14 protein-coding genes are annotated in these 17,615 nt (G+C 35.8%); 9 read left to right on the forward strand and 5 right to left on the reverse strand.

Annotated features, from left to right (window positions below):
* Positions 1-133 precede the first annotated feature (133 nt).
* The 5 genes from secG to miaB are packed head-to-tail and all read right to left on the reverse strand — an operon-like array spanning position 134 to position 4,829.
* Positions 134-523 carry a preprotein translocase subunit SecG gene (gene secG / locus AWV75_RS08420; protein WP_060873959.1) on the reverse strand — a complete coding sequence of 130 codons (390 nt, stop codon included), beginning with the start codon at positions 521-523 and terminating at the stop codon, positions 134-136.
* 2 nt (positions 524-525) lie between these two features.
* On the reverse strand, positions 526-1,515 hold the full coding sequence (locus AWV75_RS08425; RefSeq protein ID WP_060873960.1) for a tetratricopeptide repeat protein: 990 nt from the start codon (positions 1,513-1,515) through the stop codon (positions 526-528).
* A 19-nt stretch (positions 1,516-1,534) separates the two neighbouring features.
* A complete protein-coding gene (locus AWV75_RS08430) occupies positions 1,535-2,038 on the reverse strand; it encodes an LptE family protein (RefSeq protein WP_060874063.1) in 504 nt (167 codons plus the stop codon).
* Between the two features lie 3 nt (positions 2,039-2,041).
* Entirely contained in the window at positions 2,042-3,340 is a 1,299-nt protein-coding gene (locus AWV75_RS08435; RefSeq protein ID WP_060873961.1) for a sigma-54 interaction domain-containing protein, read from the reverse strand.
* A 37-nt stretch (positions 3,341-3,377) separates the two neighbouring features.
* Positions 3,378-4,829 (reverse strand): tRNA (N6-isopentenyl adenosine(37)-C2)-methylthiotransferase MiaB, encoded by a 1,452-nt coding sequence (gene miaB / locus AWV75_RS08440; RefSeq protein WP_060873962.1) that lies wholly within the window; start codon positions 4,827-4,829, stop codon positions 3,378-3,380.
* A 544-nt stretch (positions 4,830-5,373) separates the two neighbouring features.
* Here miaB and topA point away from each other — a divergent pair.
* From topA to AWV75_RS08485, 9 genes are all read left to right on the forward strand, one after another.
* Entirely contained in the window at positions 5,374-7,896 is a 2,523-nt protein-coding gene (gene topA, locus AWV75_RS08445) for a type I DNA topoisomerase (protein ID WP_060873963.1), read from the forward strand.
* Positions 7,897-7,910: 14 nt separating this feature from the next.
* On the forward strand, positions 7,911-9,059 hold the full coding sequence (locus AWV75_RS08450) for a formimidoylglutamase (protein WP_060873964.1): 1,149 nt from the start codon (positions 7,911-7,913) through the stop codon (positions 9,057-9,059).
* Between the two features lie 128 nt (positions 9,060-9,187).
* A complete protein-coding gene (gene gldK / locus AWV75_RS08455; RefSeq protein WP_060873965.1) occupies positions 9,188-10,588 on the forward strand; it encodes a gliding motility lipoprotein GldK in 1,401 nt (466 codons plus the stop codon).
* A 55-nt stretch (positions 10,589-10,643) separates the two neighbouring features.
* Positions 10,644-11,315, forward strand: a complete 672-nt coding sequence (gldL, locus tag AWV75_RS08460; RefSeq protein ID WP_060873966.1) for a gliding motility protein GldL — start codon at positions 10,644-10,646, stop codon at positions 11,313-11,315.
* 26 nt (positions 11,316-11,341) lie between these two features.
* Positions 11,342-12,907 (forward strand): gliding motility protein GldM, encoded by a 1,566-nt coding sequence (gldM, locus tag AWV75_RS08465; protein ID WP_060873967.1) that lies wholly within the window; start codon positions 11,342-11,344, stop codon positions 12,905-12,907.
* A 36-nt stretch (positions 12,908-12,943) separates the two neighbouring features.
* Positions 12,944-13,831, forward strand: coding sequence for a gliding motility protein GldN (gene gldN, locus AWV75_RS08470; RefSeq protein WP_060873968.1), 888 nt, complete (start codon positions 12,944-12,946; stop codon positions 13,829-13,831).
* 55 nt (positions 13,832-13,886) lie between these two features.
* Positions 13,887-14,954 (forward strand): NAD(P)/FAD-dependent oxidoreductase, encoded by a 1,068-nt coding sequence (locus tag AWV75_RS08475; protein WP_060873969.1) that lies wholly within the window; start codon positions 13,887-13,889, stop codon positions 14,952-14,954.
* Positions 14,955-14,959: 5 nt separating this feature from the next.
* On the forward strand, positions 14,960-16,879 hold the full coding sequence (abc-f, locus tag AWV75_RS08480; protein WP_060873970.1) for a ribosomal protection-like ABC-F family protein: 1,920 nt from the start codon (positions 14,960-14,962) through the stop codon (positions 16,877-16,879).
* Positions 16,880-16,977: 98 nt separating this feature from the next.
* The gene (locus AWV75_RS08485) at positions 16,978-17,550 is read left to right on the forward strand and encodes a hypothetical protein (protein ID WP_060873971.1); all 573 of its coding nucleotides are present in this window, start codon (positions 16,978-16,980) and stop codon (positions 17,548-17,550) included.
* Positions 17,551-17,615 lie beyond the last annotated feature (65 nt).

Consider the following 17,615-nt stretch of genomic DNA (forward strand, 5'->3'; position numbering starts at 1 on the left):
TGAATTATTTATATTAGTTCTAAATGCTATATAAATAGTCATAAAGTGTGCCAAACCTTGTATTGACAGCTATTGCCAAAAAAAAATGCCAACTTGACAGCTGGCATTCTATAACGAAAAGTAAAATACTTTCTTATTCTTGTGTAGTTTCAGGCGTTGAAGTCTCGCTAGTAGCAGGAGCTTCAGTTCCTGTTGTTGATTCTGTCGTGTTTTCTGTGTTAGCTGCAGCAGGAACAGTAGGTTGTGCTGGCATTGTTGCATTAGGATCTAAAAGTTTAGAATCTCCAACTGCACCACCACTAAAGCTAATGCTCGACATTAAGATTAGGATGATTAACACCGCTCCTAATGTCCAAGTACTCTTATCTAAGAAGTCATTCGTGTTTTTTACACCTCCTGCAACAGTAGATCCTCCAAAAGATGAGTCTAAACCTCCTCCTTTAGGATTTTGTACCATAATAACCACAATTAATAAAAAACATACGATAGCAATCAATACTAAAAATACTGTAAATGTGTTCATGCTTATAAACTATTATGTTGTTGTAACGCTTTTATATCTAATATTTGGTTTGCAAAGAAACTACTTTTTTCTGGATATTTCAAAATTAAAATCTCATAAGCTTGTATTGCTTTTTGATATTTTTTTTGCTCCAAATAAATTTTGGCTAAGGTCTCCGTCATTAAACTAGTATTCTCTTGTACGGATAATTCAATATTTATGGGGCTTGCCGTGACTTTTTTTGTTGGGATAATTTTAGGATTTGTTTCGATGAATTTATCAATCATGGCTTGTTTTTTCTCCAAACTTTTTTGAAACTTTTTTTCATCTTCCGTAATTATCTCTTCTTTTTCTTCCTTTTCAGTCTGTATTTCCTCCTTTTTCGTATCCAATTCACGGACAATTGGCTGTTGTTTGGAAAGTTTTAACCATTCTTGAAAGGAGTATTTCTCCTCTGCTTCAAAAGCTAAAGGTTTCCCAATTTCTAATCTGTCTTCTAGTGATTCAACAGTAGGAATTGCCTTTTCTTCTTCTTCCTTAATAGGAGATTCTATTACAGTGCTAGATTCCGATTGTACCGTTTCTTCTTCTATTTCTTTTTCCAGTTCATCTGTCAAGACAGGACTTTCTTGTACAATTTCGTAAGCAACTTTGGAAATAGTTTGCAACAATGTGCTGATGTTTTGCTCTGGATCTTTGTCTTTTTCCTTTGCTACAGTCTCAATTTGCTCCTCAGTTTCATCTTGCATTTCGATGGATAAAGGAGTATAAACAGTAAAATCATCCGAAACAATGAAGCTAAATAAAATATCGCGGTCTAAGGTATAGGCAGCGGTTTTTTTGAGCTCTTGATTATAGGAAGTACTTTCATTTGAATAGAGTGCTTTCAGGTACAAACTGCGCAGCGCTTGTACATAAGGATACTGTTCAAGTAATTGTTTTAATTCTTGAATGTCTGAACGCTGTACTTGTGTTGGATCAGCTAAGTAAGTATGTAAAGTAGCTATATTCAAATTAGTTTTTGTTGATATTTTACCATTTGGCTAAGGATTCATTGAATACATCTTGCGTAATTCTTTCGTAAATTTCGTCTAAGGCTGTATTTAATGTGGCTCCTACTAATTGTGCATTAGCATCATAGTCATAATAGAAAGAGAATCGTTTTTCAAAATCATCTTCTGCATTTCTCTTGTTTGTAAATCGCACATTAATTGCAATATACAAACGGTTTTGTGCGGCTCTCTGATCTGCAGTTGCAGTCATCGGACTGATTCGATAATCGACAATTTCACCTTCATAAACTAAATCTGCATCTGAATTAGTTAAGGTTAAACTCGTTTGATTCTGAATTAAATCTTGCAGAGCTAATGTGAAGGTACGTTCAATTCCTGGTTCAACCAACGGTGCATTATTTTGAAAATAATTCACTTGGAACGAATCTGCATCAATTTTTCCTGTTCCCGTAAAGTTATAGTACTTACAGCTTTGTAAGCCTAAAGTTATAAAAAGAATGACAAGGACTGGTTTAAACTTCATCATTTATAAGTTATATTGTTTAATCTTTCGATATAAAGTTCGTTCTGAAATACCGAGTTCTTCGGCAGCTGCTTTTCTTTTTCCCTTGTTGCGTTCCAAAGATTTTCGAATTAATTCTACTTCTTGTTCTTCTAGATTAAGCGGTTCATCTTCCACTGTTTCTGCAATAAGGTAGTTGTCATCATCATCTTCATTTTCAATAATAGTAGGATGATAGGTGGAATGAACGGGCTGTGAAGGATGGACAGTATGTGCATTACTGTTTTCCAACTGTAGAATATCCGAAGGATTTGTCGGATAGTCTACCGATTCACTTTTGCTGCCATAGATACGCTGAATCAAGTGCTGATTGCTTTCTTGTACCTGTCCTTTATCTTGTTTTAATAGCTCTAAGGTCAGTTTTTTTAAATCTGTAATATCATTGCGCATGTCAAAGAGAATTTTGTATAAAATCTCTCGTTCCGTACTGAAATCGCTTTCTGCTTTTTTACTCTGTACCACAGAAGGTAATTGCCTGTCGTGGTTGGGTAAATACGTTTGTAAAATAGGAAGTGTAATTTCTCTGTTTGTTTCCAACACAGAAATTTCTTCTGCTACATTTCGCAATTGTCTGATGTTTCCATCCCAGCGATAGCGAATCAAAAAACTAGCCGCATTTGCATCTAAGCGAACAGGTGGCATTTTGTATTTATGTGCAAAATCCGAAGCGAATTTTCTAAATAACAAGTGAATATCTTCTCCTCTTTCTCGAAGGGGAGGTAGATTAATTTCAATTGTACTCAAACGGTAGTACAAATCCTCTCTAAATTTACCCTTTTGTATTGCTTCAATCATATTGACATTGGTTGCAGCAATAATGCGAATATCTGTTTTTTGAACACGAGAAGAACCTACTTTAATAAATTCTCCATTTTCTAAAATACGCAATAAACGCACTTGAGTAGTGAGGGGTAATTCACCTACTTCATCTAAAAAGATAGTACCACCATTCGCTTCTTCAAAATAACCTTCTCGCGTGCTAATTGCACCCGTAAAGGCCCCTTTTTCATGACCAAATAGCTCACTGTCAATCGTTCCTTCAGGAATAGCACCACAGTTGACAGCAATGTATTTGCCGTGTTTGCGGTGGGATAGGGAATGGATGATTTTGGGAATACTTTCTTTCCCAACTCCACTTTCTCCAGTAACTAAAACCGAAATATCCGTGGGGGCAACTTGTATCGCCTTCTGGATCGCACGGTTGAGCTTAGGATCATTACCTATAATTTCAAATCGTTGTTTAATCGCTTGAACATTTTCCATGTAGTGAACTTTTTCGTACTATTTTTTCAAAAGGTGATTAATCTTCTTGCATTGGTGAATAACCAACAGCCTTACCGATTAAGGTAGCAGAAGTACAATCTTCAACGTATACTTCTACAAAGTCACCTACTTTATAATTTTCTTTCGGGAATACAACCGTTGTATTCTGTGAATTTCTTCCACTCCACTCTAAATCTGAACGCTTTGATGTTTTTTCAATCAACACCTCTACTGTTTGTCCTACAAAACGCTTTGTACGCTCTAAGCTAATCTTACCTTGTACTGCGATAATTTCGCTCAAACGACGTTTTTTCACTTCTTCTGGAATGTCGTCTTCTAGTTTACGTGCAGCTAAAGTACCTGGGCGTTCTGAATAAGCAAACATAAACCCAAAGTCATAGCGAACATGCTCCATTAACGAAAGCGTATCTTGGTGATCTTCCTCTGTTTCTGTAGGGAAACCTGTAATCATATCCTGTGAAAGAGAAATATCAGGGATTAACGCATAAATCTTGTCTACTAATTCGATGTATTCCTCTCTTGTATGTTGACGATTCATTTCTTGTAAGATACGTGTACTTCCTGATTGAACAGGCAAGTGAATGTATTTACAAATGTTGTCATGATTAGCGATTACCTCAATTACTTCCATGTGCATATCCTGTGGATTTGACGTTGAAAAACGGAATCTCATCTTCGGGAATTTTGTAGCACATAAGTCTAAAAGCTGAGCGAAATCAACCGCTGTCGCTTTTTGAATGTCTGAGGCCTTGTCATAATCTTTCTTTAGTCCACCTCCATACCAAAGGTAACTATCTACGTTTTGACCTAACAACGTAATTTCTTTGAAGCCTCTTTCGTATAAGTCTTGGATTTCTGAAATAATACTGTGTGGTTCTCTACTGCGTTCACGTCCTCTTGTGAAAGGCACAACACAAAACGTACACATGTTGTCACAACCTCTTGTGATCGACACAAAAGCAGTAACACCATTACTTTGTAAACGAACAGGAGCAATATCACCATAGGTTTCATCTTTTGATAAAATGACGTTGATAGCATCTCGACCTTCGTCTACTTCTTTTAAAAGATTAGGAAGATCTTTGTAAGCATCAGGTCCGACTACCATATCGACAATCTTCTCTTCTTCTAAGAATTTACTTTTTAGACGTTCTGCCATACAACCTAACACCCCCACTTTCATTCCTGGGTTCTTTTTCTTTACTCGGTTGTATTGGTCTAAGCGTTTGCGTACGGTTTGTTCCGCTTTGTCGCGAATAGAACAAGTGTTTACTAAAACTAAATCAGCTTCTTCTAAGTTATTGGTTGTATTATATCCTGCGTCAGATAAAATGGAAGCAACGATTTCACTATCTGAAAAATTCATTTGACAACCATAGCTTTCAATAAAAAGCTTCTTAGTGTTGTCTCTATTCTGTTCTAGCTGTAAGCTCGTTCCTTGTTTATTTTCGTCAATTACCTTTTCCATATGATTATTTAAAAGGGAGTTTTATTTTAAGTCACAAAGATAGTTTAATTTTATTTGCTGACAAGTTGACAGCTTTATATTTAAGAAGCTCTTAGCGATTTTATTGGAACGATTAGGTCGTCTTTACTCTATTGGTTGGTTTTGCATGGAATTGTCGCTTGAGGTGTTTTACTGTGGGAATCTTGAATGGTAGCTGAAAAATAGTTTCAATAGGTCATAAGGATACTAAAAAAAGATATTTTTGGTGTAGATGAATGAAAGTAGTTACTATCGTTTTTCCTTATATTATAGGTGTTGTGAATTGATGTAAAAAGTAAAATACACAAGAAGGTATGTATTAATTACTTTTGTTTTTTTACTTTTGGACGAATTTCTGTTTGTATAAGGTGTTGGGTAAAAAAAAGAATTTTTTTCTAATCAACGTTAAAAAAGTGTGTATTTTTTAAATCATCGGAAAGGATTTTAAGAGAAAGTATGAATTATATCGGTTGAAGTAGAAATATTAAGAAAAAACGCATATTTTTGCTTCACAAAAGAATGAAGTATGGCAAAGAATTTAGTGATCGTGGAGTCGCCTGCAAAGGCAAAAACAATTGAAAAATTTTTAGGAAAAGATTATCAGGTAGAATCTAGTTATGGACATATAGCGGATTTACCTTCTAAAGAGATAGGAGTTAATGTAGAAGATAATTTTAAACCCAAATATGAGGTTTCTAGTGATAAGAAAGCTGTAGTAAAGAAGCTAAGAGATCTTTCTAAAAATGCAGAAGTTGTTTGGTTAGCTTCCGATGAGGACCGTGAGGGTGAGGCTATTGCTTGGCATTTGGCAGAAGAGTTAAAACTAGATCAAAATAAAACAAAACGCATTGTTTTTCACGAAATTACTAAGTCAGCAATTCTAAAAGCGATTGATAACCCAAGAGGGATTAATTATAATTTAGTAAATGCACAACAAGCTAGACGTGTATTAGACCGTTTGGTGGGGTATGAGTTATCACCCGTATTGTGGAAAAAAGTAAAAGGAGGATTATCTGCTGGACGTGTTCAGTCTGTAGCTGTTCGATTAATTGTTGAAAGAGAAAAAGAAATCAACGATTTTAAAATTGAATCTTCTTATGTTATAACAGCAGAATTCAAAACTGCTGAAGGCAAAGTTGTAAAAGCAAGATTATCAAAGAATTTTGCTACTGAACAAGAAGCCAAAGATTTTTTAAACCTTAATATAGGAGCAAACTATGCTATTAAGGATTTAGAAACAAAACCCGCTAAAAAATCACCAGCCGCACCATTTACAACATCAACCTTACAACAGGAAGCAGCGCGTAAGTTGTATTATTCTGTGGGACAGACGATGATGTTAGCACAGCGTTTGTACGAAGAAGGGTATATCACCTATATGAGAACAGATAGTGTGAATTTATCTGAAGAAGCGACAAAAGCAGCAGCAGCAGAAATTGCAAAATCATACGGTGCAGAATATGTACAATCTAGAAGTTATGTAACAAAGAGTAAAGGAGCACAAGAAGCGCACGAGGCAATCCGACCTACGAATATGGCGTTACACACTGTTCCTTTAGATAGAGATCAAGCGCGTTTGTATGATTTGATCTGGAAACGTACGTTGGCTTCTCAGATGAGTGATGCTAAATTGGAGCGTACGAATGTGAAAATTGGAGCGAATAAGTACAGTGATTTATTCGTCGCTACAGGTGAGGTGTTGTTATTTGATGGATTCTTAAAAGTATATTTAGAAGGACATGATGATGAAGAGGAAGAAGTAGAAGGAATCTTACCACACTTAAAAGTAGGAGAGTCGCTTTTATCTAATGCAATTGTGGCAACACAACGCTTTAGTAAACCTGCTGCTCGTTATACAGAAGCTTCTTTGGTGAAGAAGCTAGAAGAGTTAGGGATTGGGCGACCATCTACGTATGCACCAACGATTTCTACGATTATTGCACGTAATTATGTAGAAAAAGGAACAACAGAAGGGAAAGAGCGCAATTACAAAGTTATGACGCTAGCTCAAGCTGCTGTGACTGAAAAAGTATTGGTGGAAAAAACAGGATCGGATAAAGGAAAAATGATTCCAACAGATATTGGTATTATTGTCAATGATTTCTTAGTAAAGAACTTCAAAACAATCCTTGATTACAACTTTACGGCAAAAGTTGAAGAAGATTTTGATGCTATTGCTGCAGGGGAAGAAGATTGGGCGAAGATGATGCGTGAATTTTATGATCACTTCCATCCAACAGTAAAAGATGTAGAAGAAAACGCAGAGCGTGAATCAGGAGAGCGTATTTTAGGAACGGACCCTGCTTCTGGTAAGCCTGTGTTAGTTCGCTTAGGGAAATTTGGACCGATGGCTCAAATTGGTGATGCTGAAGATGAAAATAAACAATTTGCAAGTTTAGCTCCAGATCAAAATATTGGAACAATCACATTAGAAGAGGCGTTAAAGCTATTCTTATTGCCTCGTATGTTAGGAGAATATAAAGGAGAAGAAGTAGAAGTAAATAACGGGCGATTTGGTCCTTATGTGCGCGTGGGTAAAACGTTTATTTCTTTGCCAAAAGGATTAGAACCATTAGACGTGTCTTACGAAAAAGCGCTAGAGTTTATTCAAGAGAAAGAAGAAGCCGATAGACCGATTGCTACGTATAAAGATTTACCTGTACAAAAAGGTGTAGGGCGATTTGGTCCTTACTTGAAGTGGAATAATATTTTTATCAATGTCAATAAGAAATACGATTTTGACAATTTATCGAATCAAGATATTATCGAGCTGATTGAAGATAAAATTCAGAAAGAGAAAGATAAGGTTATTCACGATTGGACAGCAGAAGGTATCCGTGTAGAAAAAGCAAGATGGGGAAGATCTGTGATCTTAAAAGGGAAAGTAAAAATAGAGTTGTCTAAAGATGTAGATGCACAAGCGTTAACGTTGGATGAAGTAAAAGCAATGATTGAGGCGAAAACACCTGCAAAGAAAACAAAGGCAACAGCAGCTAAAAAACCGGCAGCTAAAAAAGCGACAGCTAAGAAAACAACGACCAAGAAATAATTGAATAGTAAGGCATGTTAGAACTTTTACGTCCAGTTAGTATTGAATTCAGGAATTATATCGATGGATTACCTAGCCAAAGTCTAGGTAAAAAAGTTTATTTCCACTCTGGTGGTCCTTTTGATAAGTACGAGCAATATAAAATCGCTATTATAGGGGTGACCGATAATAGAGGATTGGCCTTGGAACCTGCTATGGTGGACTTGATGAAAGTTAGAAAAGCCTTTTATACGTTATTTCCTGGGAATTGGAATGTTCGAATAGCAGATTTAGGGGATATTACACCTGGTGAATCGATAGAGGATACTTATTTTTTATTGAGGAAAGTTGTAGAAGAGCTAGTAAAGAACGGAACAATTCCAGTAGTGATAGGAGGAAGCCAAGATTTGACCTATGCGTTGTATCGCGGTTATGATAAATTAGAACAAATGGTGAACCTTGTTTGCATCGATCATAAATTAGATGTGGCAAAAGATGGAGGTCCAGCAGCAGAAAGTTTCCTATCGAGAATTATTCTAGAAGAACCGAATAATTTGTTTAATTTTTCAAATTTAGGCTACCAAACGTATTATAATTCGCAAGAAGAGATCGATTTAATTGAAAGTTTATACTTTGAAGCGTACCGAGTTGGCGAAATTATTAATAATATTGCATTGGCGGAACCCGTATTGCGCGATGCTGATATTGTGAGTATCGACATCAACGCTGTTAAGTCAAGTGATTCAGGTAATTTTGTAACCTATAATCCCAATGGATTTGATGGAAGAGAAATTTGTTCTTTGGCTCGTTATAGTGGATTAAGCGATAAAGTTAGTACTTTTGGAATATTTAATTATAATAATCAAATAAATGAAACGTTATTATTAGGACAAATATTATGGTATTTTATTGAAGGGGTGAATTATCGCTACAATGAATATCCGTTTGCCTGTAAGGATAATTATATAAAATATATAGTGCCTTTTGATGATTACGAGAATTTGATATTTTACAAGAGCGATATTTCCGGAAGATGGTGGATAGAAGTGAATGTTGGAGTAGGTGTTAATGAAAAGTTAACAAAGAAAATCTTGCTGCCTTGTAGCTATGAAGATTACGAAAAGGCAACCGCTCAGCAATTACCTGATAGATGGTGGAGAGCATTTAAAAAGAGTTTAGTTTAGGCTTAAAAAATTTAACATTTACATATGTTAAATATAAACTAAATTTTTTTTAGCTTTGTTTTTGAAAATTAAAAATAATTGAATACGTTTACATTTTTAAGAAGTATATAAGAAAACCTAAATAATATATGAAGAAGATCATTACGTTAGGAGCAGTTTTAGCTTTGGTATGCAGCTGTGGTACTGGAGATCGAGGTGAGTTGTTAGGCGGAGTAGAAGGTAAGAGATGGTCAACTACGAAGCCTCATGGTATGTCTTTAGTTCCTGGTGGGACTTTTACAATGGGACAATCAAACGAAGATTTCCTTGGTGCACAAGATGCTCCAACAAAAACGGTAACTGTTGGTTCATTCTACATGGATGAGACTGCTGTTACAAACAACCAGTACAGAAAATTTGTGGATTGGGTAAAGGATTCGGTTATTCGAACTCGTTTGGCTATTGCTGCGGATGATATGGGATTGACTCCAGATGGTGGTGGTATTGGTGCTTATGCATTTTTAGATAATGAAGAAAATCTAGATCGTATGACACCTTATCAAAGATATATGTACGAAAATTACTACAGCATGGATAGCAGTGATGATATGTATGCAGGTAGAAGATTGAATAAAAAAGTGAACTTACCTGTATCGGTAGATCGTTACCCAGACGAATATTATGTTGAAGTAATGGACTCTTTATACATTCCAGCTTCTGAAACATATAATGGATTAGGTATGTTCGATGCTTCTAAAATTAAATTTAAATACACGTATGTGGATTTAGAAGGAGCAATGAAAGATAAAGGAAATGATCCTCGTGGAAAACGCAGCAGACACTTAAAAACAGAAACGTTATTGATCTATCCTGATACAACACGTTGGATTAAAGAATTCCAATATTCTTATAACGAGCCAATGCACAATGATTATTTCTGGCACGAAGCTTTTGGTGAATATCCTGTAGTGGGTGTGAACTGGAATCAAGCTAGAGCGTTTGCAGCATGGAGAACGTTATACAAAAATACATTCTTACGTTCAAAACGTTTACCTTCTGAAGTACATGAATACAGATTGCCAATGGAAAGCGAATGGGAATTTGCTGCTAGAGGTGGTTTAGAAGGAGCAATGTATCCTTGGGGGGGTCCATATACAACAGATGAAAAAGGTTGTTTCATGGCAAACTTCAAACCTAGTCGTTTTGACTATGCAGCGGATGGAGCTACTTATACAGCTGAAGCACGTGCTTATCCACCAAATGGATATAACCTATATAATATGTCAGGAAACGTGGCAGAGTGGACAAGTTCACCGTATGATTCATCATCTTATGACTTCATGTCAAGCTTAAAACCAAAAAATAGAAGATCAGATACGCCATTAAAAGTAGTTAGAGGGGGATCTTGGAGAGACCCAGCTTATATGTTACAAGTTGCGACACGTGACTCAGAGTATGCAGATTCTGCTAGATCATACATCGGATTTAGAACTGTACAATCTGTTTCAGGATCAATGTCAAGAAGCAATGCGTCTAAAATGGCTAAATAACCAGAACCAAAACAATTATAGATTATAGACAAACAATTAAAACAATTAAAAAATTATGGCAATACCTAAAAAAGTAATGAACTTCTGTTATGGAATGGGGGCTTCAGTTGTAATTATCGGTGCATTATTTAAGATTACGCACATGGAGTTAGGTCCAATTAATGGAAATAATATGCTAACTTTAGGATTGGTTGTAGAAGCTCTTATTTTTGCGATATCTGCTTTTGAACCAGTTGATGACGAGTTAGATTGGTCTAAAGTGTATCCAGAATTAAAAGGTGGAGAACCAACACAAGTTAGAGGTGGTGGTAGTGCTGTAGGATTTGTTGGCGGTGGAACAACAGAAGAACAAGGTATGTTATCTAAAAAATTAGATGATTTATTGAAAGAAGCGAAAATTGACGGTGAGTTAATGAATAGTTTAAGCAAAAGTATCAGAAACTTTGAAGCAGCATCAAAAGAAATTGCTCCAACTGTAGATTCTGTAGCTTCTACTAGAAAATATGCTGAAGAAATGTCAATGGCTGCTGCTCAATTAGAATCTTTAAACTCAATGTATAAAGTACAATTGGAAAGTGCTACTCGTAACGCTGAAATCAATAAAGAAGTTGCCGAAAATAATATTAAATTAAAAGAGCAAATGTCTGCTTTGACAAGCAATCTATCTTCTTTAAACACTGTTTATGGAGGAATGCTTTCTGCAATGGGAAACCGCGGTGCTAATTAATTTATAATCAGATAAAGTTATAAATAATGGCAGGAGGAGCAAAATTGACACCTAGACAAAAGATGATTAACCTTATGTATCTTGTGTTCATCGCGATGATGGCACTTCAGATGTCAAAGGAGGTTTTATCAGCTTTTGGTATGGTAAACGATAAATTTGAATCGGCGAACGTTTCGGCGATGACAAATAATACTAGCTTGCTAGAGAGTTTAGAAGTGAGAGCTTCGGATGATCCAGCTCGCTTTGGAGAACCTTACAAAAGAGCAAAACAAGTAGCAGTTATTACAAAAGAATTTTTTGATTATATTACTACTGTAAAAACGATGATTACTGAACCTTTAGAAGAACAACGTATTGATGGAAAATTACCAGCAGAGCGTATGGATAAAGGGGATGTAATTGATCAAGCTTGGTTTAATGGAGATAAATACTCTGCACAAGGAGAGGAATTTATTGGAGCAATTGAAAAATACAAGAAAGATATTGCTGACGTTCTTACAGAAGATACGAAGTACCAACTAATTATGGTTGAATTGCAAAATAGATTTGATTTAGCCGATGTAAAAGATGGAGAAGGAGTTGTAAAGCCTTATTTAAATTACAATTTCCAAGGATTCCCAGCAATTGCATCGTTGACTAAATTATCTACGATGCAGAATGATGCAAAAGTAATTGAGCATGATTTCTACAACTTATTGTTAGGAAACACATTGAGTCAAGCGGCTTCTATGCGTAATTATAAAGCGATTGTTATTTCTGAGAAATCAGCTTATTTTGCTGGTGAACAATTTAAAGGAATGGTTGTTCTAGGTCGTTATGACCAATCAACTGTACCAACTGAAGTAATCGTAAACGGACAAAAAGTTGATTTGTCAAAAGCGTTAGACAATGGACGTGTAAACTTAGGTTTCAGTACAGGTAACGTGGGAGAGCATGAATTTAAAGGTAAATTTACATTCATGGAAGATGGACAAGCAATTCCAGTTGACTTTACAGGAAACTATGTTGTTGTACCAAAACCAAATCAAGCGAACATCTCTGCAGATAAAATGAACGTTGTTTATCGTGGGGTAACTAACCCAATGACGATCTCTTTTGCTGGTATTTCGGATGATAAAGTAGTAGCTTCTGCTCCTGGTTTATCTAAAGGAGGAAAAGCAGGACAGTATAACATGCGTCCACAAGCAGGTAGAGAAGTTACAATCAACGTAACTGGAAAATTACCTGACGGAACATCTGTAAGCGATAAAAAAGTATTTAGAATTAAAGATATTCCTGCACCTCGTGGTACAGTTCGTGGTGAATACGCTGCGAAAGGACCTAAGTCTAACTTAGAAGTGGTAACCATCGGTGCAAAATTAGAAGATTTTGATTTTGAATTAGGTTTAACAGTTACAGGATTTGTATTGCAAGTTCCAGGACAACCTTCTGTGGTAGTTCAAGGAAATAGAATGAATGACAGAGCGAAAGCTGCGATTTCTAAAGCAAGACTAGGGGATGTGGTTGTTATTTCTGATATCAAGGTACGTTTAGACGGTGCAAGTGATTATGCATTGAAGAAAACAGCACCTTGTACATTCGAAATCATGTAATTTCGAAATAAATAAAAGAAGAAAACTTTGAATAATATGAACTGGAAAAAAATTTCACTATTTGTAGCATTTTCAATATTCTCATTGCAATCATTTGCACAAAGCAACTTATTAAATGCTAAGTCTGCTGAGGAAATTGGAATGAAAAGTATTCAAGAAATATACGTACAAAGCGAAGGACCAATTCCATACGGGTATGTAGCAGATAAGGATATCCTATTTGGTATTAAAGTATGGGAAAACATTTCTCTTGAAGAGAAAGCTAATGAGTCTTATTACTATCCAATCGAAGAAGTATCTGGAGATGGAAGAAAATCAATGTTCCAAGCTTTGATTGATGGTATTAAGTCTGGAGCTATCACAGAAGTATACGATGATAGTGACTTTAAAAGAAAAAGAACGTTAAAGGAACTTGAAACATCTTTCGTGAAAGTTGATACTACAGATGCTGGTATTGAATACTATAATGCTGGTGAAAGAATTCCAGAGGAATATATTCAACGTATTGAATTACGTCCATCTGATGTAAAATCGTATCACGTTTTGGGATTGTGGTATTTTGACCGCAATGAGGGACAATTAAAATATCGTTTATTGGGAATTGCTCCAGTAGTAGTTGACCTTTACACGAAAGGAGCTGAGGTAGAAAACGCAGTTGAATTGTTTTGGATTTTCTTCCCAGATGCTAGAAACACGTTATTCGATGCTCAAGTATTTAACTCGAAAAACCCAATGAATCCAATGAATTTTGATCATTTGTTAAACGCTAGACGCTTTAGCTCTACGATTTACAAAGCAGATAATCAATATGGAGATTCTCGTATCAACGATTATATCAAAGGTGGAGAGTTAAGTCAATTATTTGAAGGCGAACGCATCAAAGAATTGATCAGAAACCTTGAAGATGATTTATGGAATTACTAATTTTGTAATTACTAATTTATAAAGCTCTTATCTAAATTAGATAAGAGCTTTTTTTATGATTTCAATTATGGTGGATTATATTGTAGTAGGAACTGGATTAGCAGGTATTGCATTTACTGAAAAGCTAGCTCAAGAAGGAAAAACTTTTGTTGTCATTGATGGGGAAACGCGTTCTTCTTCTCTTATTGCTGGTGGAATGTATAATCCAGTGGTGTTGAAACGTTTTACTGATGTTTGGAAAGTGAAGGAACAGTTAGCTTTAGCGGAGGTATTTTACCCTGCTTTAGAAGCAAAGTTACAAGTGAAATGTTGGTTCCCGATGGATTTATATCGCCGTCTAGCTTCGATTGAAGAGCAAAATAACTGGTTTCAAGCAGCAGATCGACCAAATTTAACTGCCTTTTTATCTCCTGAAATTGTAAAGATGCAACGAGATGGAGTAGATTTGTCTTTCGGTTTAGGCAAGGTAAAGGCAACAGGTTATTTAGAAACAGATGATTTAATTCCTGCTTATCGCCGTTATTTAGCACAACTAGGTTGTTATAAAAAGGAAACTTTTGACTATAGTTTATTAACGTATCATGAGGATGGTATCGCCTATAAAGGAATAGAAGCACAACATATTGTTTTTGCAGAAGGTTTTGGCCTATTACAAAATCCCTTTTTTAAAGAATTGCCACTAGATGGGACGAAAGGGGAGTTGCTGATTGTTAAAATTCCAGAGCTGAAATGTGATTTTATGTTGAAAGCAGGCGTATTTTTGATCCCGATTGGAGGGGATAAATACAAACTAGGAGCCACCTATAACTGGGAGGATAAAACAGATAAACCGACAAAAGAAGGAAAAGATGAACTGATTGATGGATTGAAAAGTTTTATTGATTTGGATTTTGAAATAGTAGAACATATTGCTGGGATACGCCCTACTGTGAAAGATCGTCGCCCTTTGTTGGGAAGAAGTTTGGAATCTGATCGTATTTTTGTATTGAATGGATTGGGAACACGAGGGGTTTTATTAGCGCCTTATTTGGCAGAACAGTTGTATAATTATATTGAAAATAATATAGCGTTGGATGAAAATATATCCATTCATCGCTACAAAAAGTTTAAATTAAAGAAGTAATATTTATGTTGAATATACATAATTTGTCTGTGTCGTTTTCAGGCGAATATTTATTTGAAAACGTTACATTCAGAATCGGTGCTGGTGATCGCGTTGGATTAGTTGGAAAGAATGGCGCTGGAAAATCAACAATGTTGAAACTTTTATCTAGAGATATGGAACCGGATACGGGGAGTATTGCTATGGAAAAAGAACTGAAAATAGGTTTTTTACGTCAGGATATTGATTTCATTCCAGGTAGAACGGTTTTAGATGAGGCTTACCAAGCTTTTGAAGAAATTAAAGCCGTAGAGGCTACTTTAGATCAAGTGAATAAAGAATTAGCTGAACGAACAGATTACGAGTCGGAATCATATTCAGAATTAATTGAAAAGTTAAGCGATTTAACGCATCGTTTTGAGATTATTGGAGGATACAATTACGTAGGGAATACGGAGCGTATCTTGCAAGGTTTGGGATTCAAACGTGAGGATTTCGAAAATCTTACAGATACCTTTTCTGGGGGATGGCGTATGCGTATCGAATTAGCAAAACTATTATTACAAGATAATGATGTGCTTTTACTCGATGAGCCGACCAACCACTTGGATATTGAAAGTATCATTTGGTTGGAGCAGTTTTTAAGAAGTTATCCAGGAGCGGTTGTGATTATTTCCCACGATAAAATGTTCTTAGATAATGTAACCAATCGCACCATTGAAATATCATTAGGTAAAATTTACGATTTCGATAAGCCGTATTCTGAATATTTAATTCTACGTGAGGAATTGCGTGAGATGCAATTGGCAGCACAGAAAAATCAAGCGAAGAAAATTGAAGAAACAGAGAAATTAATCGAGCGTTTCCGATACAAAGCAACAAAAGCATCCATGGCTCAATCTTTGATCAAAAAATTGGATAAAGTAGAGCGTATTGAGGTAGATGAAGATGATAATGCCGTAATGAATATCTCATTTCCAGTGAGTATTGATCCAGGTAAGGTCGTATTGGAAATGGAAGGCGTTACGAAGCGTTTTGGTGATAAAGTTATTTTTAAAGATGTTGATTTTTTAATCGAACGTGGAAGCAAGATTGCATTTGTTGGACAAAATGGACAAGGGAAATCTACGTTGATTAAAGCAGTCATGAAAGAGTTTGAATATGACGGAATAATTAAATTGGGACATAATGTTCAGATTGGATATTTCGCTCAGAATCAAGCGGATTATTTAGATGGAGAGAAAACCCTTTTAGATACAATGTTAGATGCCGCTACCGATGGGAATCGAGTAAAAGTGCGCGATATGCTAGGAGCTTTCTTATTTAGAGGGGATGATGTAGAGAAAAAAGTAAAAGTGCTATCAGGAGGAGAGCGAAATCGCTTGGCTCTATGTCGTATGCTTCTTTCACCTATTAATGTCTTGCTTATGGATGAGCCGACCAACCACTTGGATATTAAATCGAAGAATGTGTTGAAACAAGCGTTGCTAAACTTTAAAGGGACGTTGATTTTGGTTTCTCACGACCGTGATTTCTTGCAAGGGCTAACTAATTTAGTGTATGAGTTTAAGGATCAGAAGATTAAAGAGTACTTAGGGGATATCAATTACTTCTTAGAAGAGCGCAAGGCACAAAATATGCGCGAAATCGAAAAGAAGAGTGATAAGAAAGAGCCTCAAGCTGAAGTAAAAGTGGAGGAAAAGAAAGTCGAAGCATTATCATACGAAGATCAAAAGAAGCAAAAAACGCTTCAAAATAGATTGAGTAAAATAGAAAGTGAGATTAATACCCTTGAAAAGAAAGTCGCTAAAGACGACGAACGATTAGCGGTTGATTATGAAAAATTGATGCAAGACGAAAGCTTTTTTAAGGCCTATGAGCAAAATAAAAAGAAAATAGAAGCATTGATGCAAGAATGGGAAGATGTAGCTGCAGAGTTAATGTAAATGAATATAGATAAGGTTTGTGTGATTTGCACAAACCTTTTTTTATGGTCCTGGTTTAAGATCAGTTGTTTTTGCTTACATTTAATAAAAAAAATACAATGAAAGCATATCGAACATGTTGGGTTTTAGGCCTGGCTTGCCTAGGGTTATGGAGTACAACAACTACGGCACAAACGAAACAAAAAACAGATTTGTCAGCTGCCATGGCAACCAAGGTTGGGCCTCAAGATATTGATAAATTATATTACAATTTTGCAATTGAAGTGGAAAAACAATTGTATAGTGGGTATAGCCTATTGGGAATAAACCCAAAGAGTTTTGAGACAATGAAAACAGCAGAAGAAGGTCTTTTTTCAGTTGGAACGAAAACCTATGACAAGAAGATTACTCTTCCACTGAAAGAAGGACATAAATCGAATTTAGTGGTCTTGGAACAGTGGGCTAAACAAAATATCAGCTACAAAGGAAAATTGATTTTTATGATCGATGGAGTGGTGTTGAATACGCAACCTAATTTGATGCTATTGGATCAAAATTATATTGTGGATTATGCTGTTGTTCCTTTAGATCAATTGGATTTGAAAGAAGTTACAGCTGTTGTTCAGTTGAGAATGAAGTCCGCAGCTAATTTTAAGACGATGTCTGCAGCGAAAAAAAGGAAGCGTGAATAAAATCTTGATGCTGTAGGAATAGAGGAAGATGAGAGGAGTGGTTGGAAGGAAGATTAAAAGTGTTG

The organism is Myroides odoratus (genome assembly GCF_001549985.1).
GTDB classification, from domain to species: domain Bacteria; phylum Bacteroidota; class Bacteroidia; order Flavobacteriales; family Flavobacteriaceae; genus Flavobacterium; species Flavobacterium odoratum_A.

What these genes read in the sequence shown, in the direction of transcription:
- AWV75_RS08485 (WP_060873971.1), top strand. Translation starts at nt 16,978, where the DNA reads ATGAAAGCATATCGAACATGTTGGGTTTTAGGCCTGGCTTGCCTAGGG.
- topA (WP_060873963.1), top strand. Translation starts at nt 5,374, where the DNA reads ATGGCAAAGAATTTAGTGATCGTGGAGTCGCCTGCAAAGGCAAAAACA.
- gldK (WP_060873965.1), top strand. Translation starts at nt 9,188, where the DNA reads ATGAAGAAGATCATTACGTTAGGAGCAGTTTTAGCTTTGGTATGCAGC.
- gldM (WP_060873967.1), top strand. Translation starts at nt 11,342, where the DNA reads ATGGCAGGAGGAGCAAAATTGACACCTAGACAAAAGATGATTAACCTT.
- AWV75_RS08475 (WP_060873969.1), top strand. Translation starts at nt 13,887, where the DNA reads ATGATTTCAATTATGGTGGATTATATTGTAGTAGGAACTGGATTAGCA.
- abc-f (WP_060873970.1), top strand. Translation starts at nt 14,960, where the DNA reads ATGTTGAATATACATAATTTGTCTGTGTCGTTTTCAGGCGAATATTTA.
- gldL (WP_060873966.1), top strand. Translation starts at nt 10,644, where the DNA reads ATGGCAATACCTAAAAAAGTAATGAACTTCTGTTATGGAATGGGGGCT.
- gldN (WP_060873968.1), top strand. Translation starts at nt 12,944, where the DNA reads ATGAACTGGAAAAAAATTTCACTATTTGTAGCATTTTCAATATTCTCA.
- secG (WP_060873959.1), bottom strand. Translation starts at nt 523, where the DNA reads ATGAACACATTTACAGTATTTTTAGTATTGATTGCTATCGTATGTTTT.
- AWV75_RS08435 (WP_060873961.1), bottom strand. Translation starts at nt 3,340, where the DNA reads ATGGAAAATGTTCAAGCGATTAAACAACGATTTGAAATTATAGGTAAT.
- miaB (WP_060873962.1), bottom strand. Translation starts at nt 4,829, where the DNA reads ATGGAAAAGGTAATTGACGAAAATAAACAAGGAACGAGCTTACAGCTA.
- AWV75_RS08450 (WP_060873964.1), top strand. Translation starts at nt 7,911, where the DNA reads ATGTTAGAACTTTTACGTCCAGTTAGTATTGAATTCAGGAATTATATC.
- AWV75_RS08430 (WP_060874063.1), bottom strand. Translation starts at nt 2,038, where the DNA reads ATGAAGTTTAAACCAGTCCTTGTCATTCTTTTTATAACTTTAGGCTTA.